This is a genomic window from Mycolicibacterium komossense, from assembly GCF_025822605.1.
GTDB lineage: Bacteria > Actinomycetota > Actinomycetes > Mycobacteriales > Mycobacteriaceae > Mycobacterium > Mycobacterium komossense.
On sequence record NZ_JACKTY010000029.1, the window covers coordinates 594,983 to 602,087 of the forward strand.

At 63.4% G+C, this 7,105-nt stretch carries 5 protein-coding genes, 1 tRNA gene and 1 pseudogene; 2 read left to right on the top strand and 5 right to left on the bottom strand.

Annotated elements, in window-relative coordinates:
- A complete protein-coding gene (locus H7J73_RS16370) occupies positions 1-1,242 on the bottom strand; it encodes an arginine deiminase (RefSeq protein WP_264068559.1) in 1,242 nt (413 codons plus the stop codon).
- Between the two features lie 60 nt (positions 1,243-1,302).
- Positions 1,303-1,434 carry a hypothetical protein gene (locus H7J73_RS16375; RefSeq protein ID WP_264068501.1) on the bottom strand — a complete coding sequence of 44 codons (132 nt, stop codon included), beginning with the start codon at positions 1,432-1,434 and terminating at the stop codon, positions 1,303-1,305.
- Between the two features lie 425 nt (positions 1,435-1,859).
- On the opposite strand from H7J73_RS16375, the gene H7J73_RS16380 reads away from it, so the two are divergent.
- A complete protein-coding gene (locus H7J73_RS16380) occupies positions 1,860-3,335 on the top strand; it encodes an APC family permease (protein ID WP_264068502.1) in 1,476 nt (491 codons plus the stop codon).
- 7 nt (positions 3,336-3,342) lie between these two features.
- On the opposite strand, the gene H7J73_RS16385 is transcribed toward H7J73_RS16380, so the two are convergent.
- Positions 3,343-3,449: transfer RNA gene (locus H7J73_RS16385), tRNA-OTHER, on the bottom strand.
- A gap of 285 nt (positions 3,450-3,734) precedes the next feature.
- Between H7J73_RS16385 and H7J73_RS16390 the strand changes: the two genes are divergently transcribed.
- The gene (locus H7J73_RS16390) at positions 3,735-4,247 is read left to right on the top strand and encodes a GNAT family N-acetyltransferase (protein ID WP_264068503.1); all 513 of its coding nucleotides are present in this window, start codon (positions 3,735-3,737) and stop codon (positions 4,245-4,247) included.
- Positions 4,248-5,108: 861 nt separating this feature from the next.
- Here the strand turns inward: H7J73_RS16390 and H7J73_RS16395 are convergent.
- Positions 5,109-5,444, bottom strand: a pseudogene (locus H7J73_RS16395) (MraY family glycosyltransferase); the annotation flags it as partial.
- Positions 5,445-5,568: 124 nt separating this feature from the next.
- Positions 5,569-6,986, bottom strand: a protein-coding gene (locus H7J73_RS16400; RefSeq protein ID WP_264068504.1) for an IS3 family transposase whose coding sequence is annotated in 2 segments (ribosomal slippage) — positions 5,569-6,620 and positions 6,620-6,986 — 1,419 coding nt in all. Because the reading frame shifts where the segments join, the coding sequence is not laid out codon by codon here.
- Between the last annotated feature and the right edge of the window lie 119 nt (positions 6,987-7,105).

Sequence of the window (7,105 nt, forward strand, 5' to 3'; positions counted from 1 at the left end):
TCAGATCCCGTCGCGTTGGATGGGGCAGGTCATGCAGCGGGCGCCGCCGCGGGCGCGGCCGAGTTCGCTGCCCGGGATGGGCAGCACCTTGACGCCGTGCGCTTCGAGCATCCGGTTGGTGACCGTGTTGCGCTCGTAGCCGATCACGACTCCGGGCGACACCGCCAGGAAGTTGTTGGCGTCATCCCATTGTTCGCGTTCGGCAGCGCGGCTGTCTTCGTCGGCGGCCAGGACGACGACTTGCTCGACCCCGAGCGCGTCAGCGATGCAGGCGAACAAATCCGCACGCTCCTCGACGTGAAGTCCACCCGTGTCGTGCCCATCTACTTCCTCCGGGTCGGCGGCAGTGATGACCCACGTCCGTAAGTCGGCCGGATCCAGGTCGGGATAACGGACGAACGTGGCGGTGTCGATCATGGTCAGTACCGTGTCCAGGTGCATGAAAGCCCGGGACTTGGGCAGTCGGACGGCGATAACCGTGGTAGCGGCGTTGTGGCGGAACAGTTCTCGCGCCAGGATCTCCACACCCATCGGTGTGGTGCGTTCACCCATTCCGATCAGGACGGCGCCGCGGCCGAGGACGTGGATATCGCCACCCTCGAGCGTGGCGGGCTGATGGTCGTCGTCGTCATCACCGTAGAAGGTGGGGAACGGGGCGCCGGCGAACATCGGGTGATGGCGGTACACGGCCCGCGAGTGAATCGATTCTCGTTGGCGCGCAGCCTTGGCCATCGGGTTGATCGTGACACCGCCGTAGATCCAGGCCGAGTTGTCGCGCTGGAACAGGGTGTTCGGCACCGGGGTCAGGATGAACTCATCCAGGTTCAGGCTCTGCCACAGTAGGCTGCCAGCACGCAGTGGGGACAAGTCCGACTTGGTGACGCCGCCGATCAGTAACTCGGCCAATGTTTTTGTGTCGACGTCTTCGGCAAGCGCACGCAACGACGCCGTCAACGTCGGTCCGACACGGTGCACGCCGCAGACCCGGTCGAGCACGAAAGCCCGCGCTTCGGGTACTGCGAGCGTCTCGGCAAAGAGATCGGCGAAGTGATGCACGATGACGCCCTGGTCGCGCAACTCCTGCGTGAAGATGTCGTGCTCTTCGCGCGCCCTGTCCGCCCAGAGCACGTCGTCGAACAGGAGACTGTCGCAGTTGCCTGGCGTCAGCCTCGTCAACTCCAGCCCGGGACGATGCACGATCGCCTGGCGCAGCTGACCGACCTCGGACTCGACACCCAACATATGTGGCACGGCAATCGACCTTTCACGACGGACCGGCGAATGGCTGGAACAACAAGGTGTTCAAACAGTTTCGCCATCCAGGACACCGGCAATGAAGCGCTGTGGGTTTGAGAAGTCGAAACTCTGGATGCGCTGAGCGAATGCTCCCATGATCATGGCCATCAGGCGACGATCACGGTTCCAGACCGGCATGCTCTCTGCGTCTCTCAGTGCACTCCCCATCTGGCCGAAAGTCAATCGGTCCGGGGTTGGGCCACTTCAGAGGCATCATCGCGCCGCCCGGTGTTCACCTGGTGCGCAGTTAGAGGGTGTACCGTCACGATCGCTGGGAGTCTCAGCCGGTCCGGAACCTGTCCAGCCGCCTTGCCGCTGAACTCGTGGAGCAGCAGCTCAACGCCGCACGTATCCCCGATTATCTGCCATCGCGCGCCGCATGATTCCGCACTCAGCTCTGCTGCACCGTCGTGGGATCTGGGGTAGTTGGCAGACCCGCCGTTCCCGTTCCTGGTGTGGGGCGCCGACGAGATTCACCGCTTGATCCAGTACCACCGACATCCATTGATGCACAACAACATTCAAATCACCGTCTCGAACGAGACTCCCGATAAGGAAGTCCCATGGTCCTAGCGCCTCCGCACCCCTCAGCAGAACCCGACGTCGCGCCGCCCGCCAACGGGGACGGCACTCACTCATTGGGCCTGACCTCGGCGACCGCGCTGGTGGTCGGCAGCATCATCGGCACCGGCGTTTTCACGATGCCCGGCGTGCTCGCCGGCGCCGGGACCAGCTCGATTCTGGTCCTCGGCGTCATCGCCGTCGGTGCCATCCTCCTCGGGGTGATGTTCGGCCAGCTCACCAAACGGGTGCCCTCGTCCGCCGGCGGGCTCTACGCCTACTCGCGCCACGAATTCGGTGACTTCGCCGGCTATCTCACGGCGTGGTGCTACTGGATCACAGCGTGGGCGGGCAACGCCGCCATCGTGTCGTCATGGGTGCTCTACGTGGAGTCGTTGTTCTCCATCGAGCACCCGTCGCCGTGGACGAATCTGGGCATCGCGCTACTCGGGCTGTGGATTCCGGCAGCGGTGAACCTGATCGGGTTGAGGCAGATGGCCTGGTTTCAGAACGTGTCGGTCGTGTTGAAGTTCCTGCCGCTGGTCGTCGTCGGCGTCGTCGGCTGGTTCTTCGTGAAGGCGAGCAACTTCGGCGCGTTCAACGCCAGTGGCGGCAGCCTCTACAGCGCCGTGGGCATCGCGGCCGGGGTGGCGTTGTTCTCCTTCATCGGAGTGGAGTGCGCGTCCATCGCCGCGGCGCGGGTGCAGAACCCTCGGGTCAACGTCGGGCGAGCATCGGTTCTCGGGACGGCAGCCAGCGCGTTGCTCTACATCGCGGTCAGCGCCGCCGTGATGGGTCTGGTGCCCCACGGCGCACTGGTGGGCAACGGCGCGCCCTTCGTCGATGCCTTCCAAACGATGTTCGGTCCCGCCGCCTGGGTGGGCAAACTGGTGGCCGCGACCGCGGTGGTGTCCGGGCTCGGGGCGCTGAACGGCTGGACGCTGGTGACGGCCGAGATGCCGCGAGCAGCCGCGGTAGACGGGCTGTTCCTGCCCCAGTTCGCCAAGACCTTCCGCAACGGCAGCCCCTGGTTCGGCATCCTCGTGTCGACCGTCGTCGCTTCACTGCTGATGGCCTTCGCCTACAGCGGCAACACCGGCCTGACGGTGTTCACCTATCTGGTGGCACTGTCGGTCGTCACGGTTGCGATCCCCTACCTGTTCTCGGCCTGCGCGCAGCTGGCCTATCTCGTCTCGCGGCGACGGAAGGTGCACGGGTGGGCGATGGCACGCGATCTCGCGATCGCCACCACCAGCATCCTGTTCTCGCTGTGGGTCGCCTTCACCGCCGGATATCAGGCCGTCTACCAGGCAATGCTGTTCCTGCTGATCGGCATCCCGATCTACGCCTTCCTCAAGGCACGCCGCGAACGCCGCGGCGATGTCGCGGAGCCCGTCGAACTGCCCGAGGCCGATACCGATGTCCTTGCGACGGCCGCACCCCACAAACACGTCAGGCCCCCTCGAAAGGGGGCCTGATCTGTGTGGCAGGTACAGGATTCGAACCTGTGTAGGCGTTAGCCGACGGATTTACAGTCCGCAGAACGGGGTTTCCTGCGGTGTCGCAACGTGCATCATATGTCCGTGACCTGCGCGGATGATTCCGGTACGTGCCACGCCATTTCTGTGCATCCCGCATGAGTTGTGACAACGCCGTGACAACTCCGGCCTTCACTTCTGGGTGCGGCGTGGCGCTGTACGAACACGCGTTCCACACTGGAGCAGACCTTCATCGGCCCGACCACCTGACTGCGCGGCACATCGCCAATGCGGGTCAGCACTTGACACCATCATTGAGAGTCTCGTCCGGACGGCTGGCTCACCGCGTGGAGGGGAAACAAGGTGTGGGCAGCACCGGGTGTCTGCGAGAATCCGGCGATGACACCTGCGCGCATCATCCTTCGTGCGGCGACAGCTGATGATGATTCGTTCGTTGTCGAGATGGCGCGTCACGCCTGCGTCATCGAAGATTGGCCTCTTCCCGACTCCGACGACGACGAAGTATTGGAGATGCTCCCGCCTGCTGGGGTGGTGCCGATCATCGCCCAAGACCACAGTGGCACACCGCTCGGTGCGGTATGGACCTATTACGGCAGTCCGCCGTTGCGCTGTGACGCTGCTGGTGTGCCGTTGCCCGAGCTGTGCATTGGCGTTGCGCCCGGGCGACGGGGTGCCGGTGTTGGCGGGCTCCTGCTCGACGCTCTCTTCGTTGCCCTCGCGGAAGACCACGACGCGATGTGCACCAACGTTCACGTGCGCAACCCCGCCAAGCGCCTCTATGAACGCAAAGGGTTTCGCGGTGCCGGGCAAGGCAATGGTCCGCTAGGACTCGCTCTGATCAAAGTCTTACGACCAGACGACACAACGGGTTCCGGCTCGCTGCCTGCATAGTCATTCTGCGGAAAGTTGCGAACAACCGAGACCCGGTCGTCGATCTGTGCGAGCTCCGCTTCGGTCAATTTTGACCTGGGATCGGAGATCGGGAGTCTTGTCTCGGGTGCTACCGCCAATCACACGTTCTGAGACGGCCTGATCGGGACGCATACTTGTCACCGTGCTCGATCATGCTGAGGTGGTGCGCTTGTACGGCCCGTGGAAGGTTCGAACACCTCGTGAGGCGGTCATCTTTCTCAGCGGGTACTCGGGTCGGTGGTGGGTTGCCGGCGGGTGGGCGATCGATGCGTTCACCGCAACCACGCGTGCTCACGGATCTCGACATCGGAATCCCACGCTCGGAGGCAGCGGGGTTCATCGAGTTCGCGGGCACCTCTCTAGATGTGTGGGCCGCGGCGGGAAGTCTGACGCCGCTTGCTGTCGACGGGTCGACCGTTCCAGAGGATTGAGGCAACCTCTGGTTGCGGGCCAGCGGTGCCGATCCCTGGGAGTACGACGTCCTCCTCGACGACGTTCGTGAGCGGACATGGGTCTACAAACGCTCTTCCCACATCACCCGGCCTCTCAGCGATTGTCTGTGGTCACACGATGGCATTACGTACTTACGACCAGAGATCCAACTCCTCCTCAAAGCGAAGCACTCCCGGCCCAAGGACACTCTCGACCTGGAACGCTGCCTCCCACATCTCGACGACGACAGCCGCACGTGGCTCACTCAATCACTGCGCCACGAAAACCCTCAGCACCCCTGGGTCCGGAGACTGACCGGCAGTGGCGGTCCGCTGTCTCGTTTGTAAAAAATGTGGACGGCTATTTCCTCTCTCGGGGTAACCGGGCCCGCAGCTGTCTACCGAGGAGCTAGGCTCCGGCGGCCGTCAACCATTCGCTGTAGAAGAGCGCCACTCCAAGGCCGCAGGCGATGGCCGCAATCAGCCAAAAACGAATGGTCAGTGTCGTTTCTGGCCACCCCATCAACTCGAAGTGGTGATGGAGCGGAGATTTACGAAAGACCCGTCGGCCGGTGGTGCGAAACGAAATGACCTGAATAACAACCGAGGTCACCTCCGCGACGAACAGGGCACCCAGGATGACGGCCAAGATCTCAGTGCGACTGGTGACCGACAACCCGGCGATGATGCCGCCCAGTGCCAGTGAACCGGTGTCCCCCATGATGATTTTGGCAGGGGCGGAATTTTTCAAGGTGGATGAGTCCATCGGGTGTTAAGCGGCTGTCGTGTCGGCCTCCTCGGTGGTGTCTTGGGCGGGTCGGTTGATCCAGGCGNACGGAATTTTTCAAGGTGGATGAGTCCATCGGGTGTTAAGCGGCTGTCGTGTCGGCCTCCTCGGTGGTGTCTTGGGCGGGTCGGTTGATCCAGGCGGTGTCGGGTAGGTCGAGGATCTTCGGCGCACGGGCCGTGGCGAAGCGGTGCGGGTGTCGGGTCCGGGCATCGGTCAGCACGACGCGACGGTCGGCGGCTTTGTCGATGGCCAACCCGAAGTGCACATCAGCCGGTGTGTGTAGCCCGATCCCGGTATGACGATGCTCATGGTTGTACCAATTGGCGAACAGATCCATGAATTGCCTTGCATCACAGAGTGATCCGAAACATTCGGGAAACTCCGGCCCGTACTTCAACGTCTTGAACAACGACTCGGAGTACGGGTTGTCATTGGACACCCTCGGTCGCGAATGCGACCGGGTGACCTCCAGATCGGCGAGCAGAGCGGCGACGGTCTTGCTCGTCATCGACGTTCCCCGGTCGGCGTGCACCACCTGAGGCACCCCGTGCACCTTGAACACCTGCTCCATCAGTTCCTTGGCCAGAACGCCGGATTCGTGAGCGTGGACCTGCACCCCGACGATGTAGCGGGAGTAGATGTCGAGCATCACGTAGGCATCGAAGTAGGTGCCCTTGACCGGGCCCGCGAGCTTGGTGATGTCCCAGCTGTACACCTGCCGTGGTGCGGTCGCGATCAACTCCGGACACACCTTCGCCGGATGCCGCGCCACCCGGCGTCGCTCAGCCACCAGCGTGTTCTCTGTCAATACCCGGTACATCGTGGACACCGAACACAGGTAGACACCGTCGTCGAGCAGTTGAGCGTAGATCTGCAACGGCGCCAGATCGACGAACCGGTCGCTGGTGAGAACCTCCAGGACCCGGCGCCGCTCCAGATCGGTCAGCTTGTTGACCGGGGCGCCCGCTGATGGGGCCGACACCACCGGCGTAGGTGCGGTGGCCGCCGTGCGCCGCCGAGCCGCCGTGGAGCGCACCAACCCGGTCAACACCACCGCCCGCCTGGTCGTGACCCCACCGGCGATCAGCGACAGATAGACGTCCGTCATCGCTTCTTGCGCTTGTCGTCGGAATCCGCTCTCTCGGAAAGACTTTCCAAGAGAGCATGTGCTTTTCCCATGATGTCCAGGGCGGCCTCGGTGATGCCCAACCGCTTACTCATCTGGGCGTTCTCCCGCGTCAGCCGAGCGATCTCGGCTTGCTCGGCGCTCAGCCGGCCGACCTTCTCACCGGGCCGCTTACCCGCCAGCACCCCGGCATCGCGTTGCTTGCGCCACTCGCTGATCAACGACGAATACAAACCCTCCTTCCGCAAGTAGGCGCCACCCTCACCGTGCTCACACGCCCGTTCGTAGGCCGACAGGTACGCAAGTTTGTCCGCCGCGGTGAACGCGCGGCGTCGCCGCGGCCCATCCGCTCTCGGGTGGGTCGGATCCATCCGTTCATTGTCGTTCACCGAAACAATCGAGCTGGTCATCGCCTACCGATCCGAATCTCGCCCCGCGTCAGGCCGATTTGCTCTGAACCAGTGGACTCAACTCACCCTGACACGCAGGG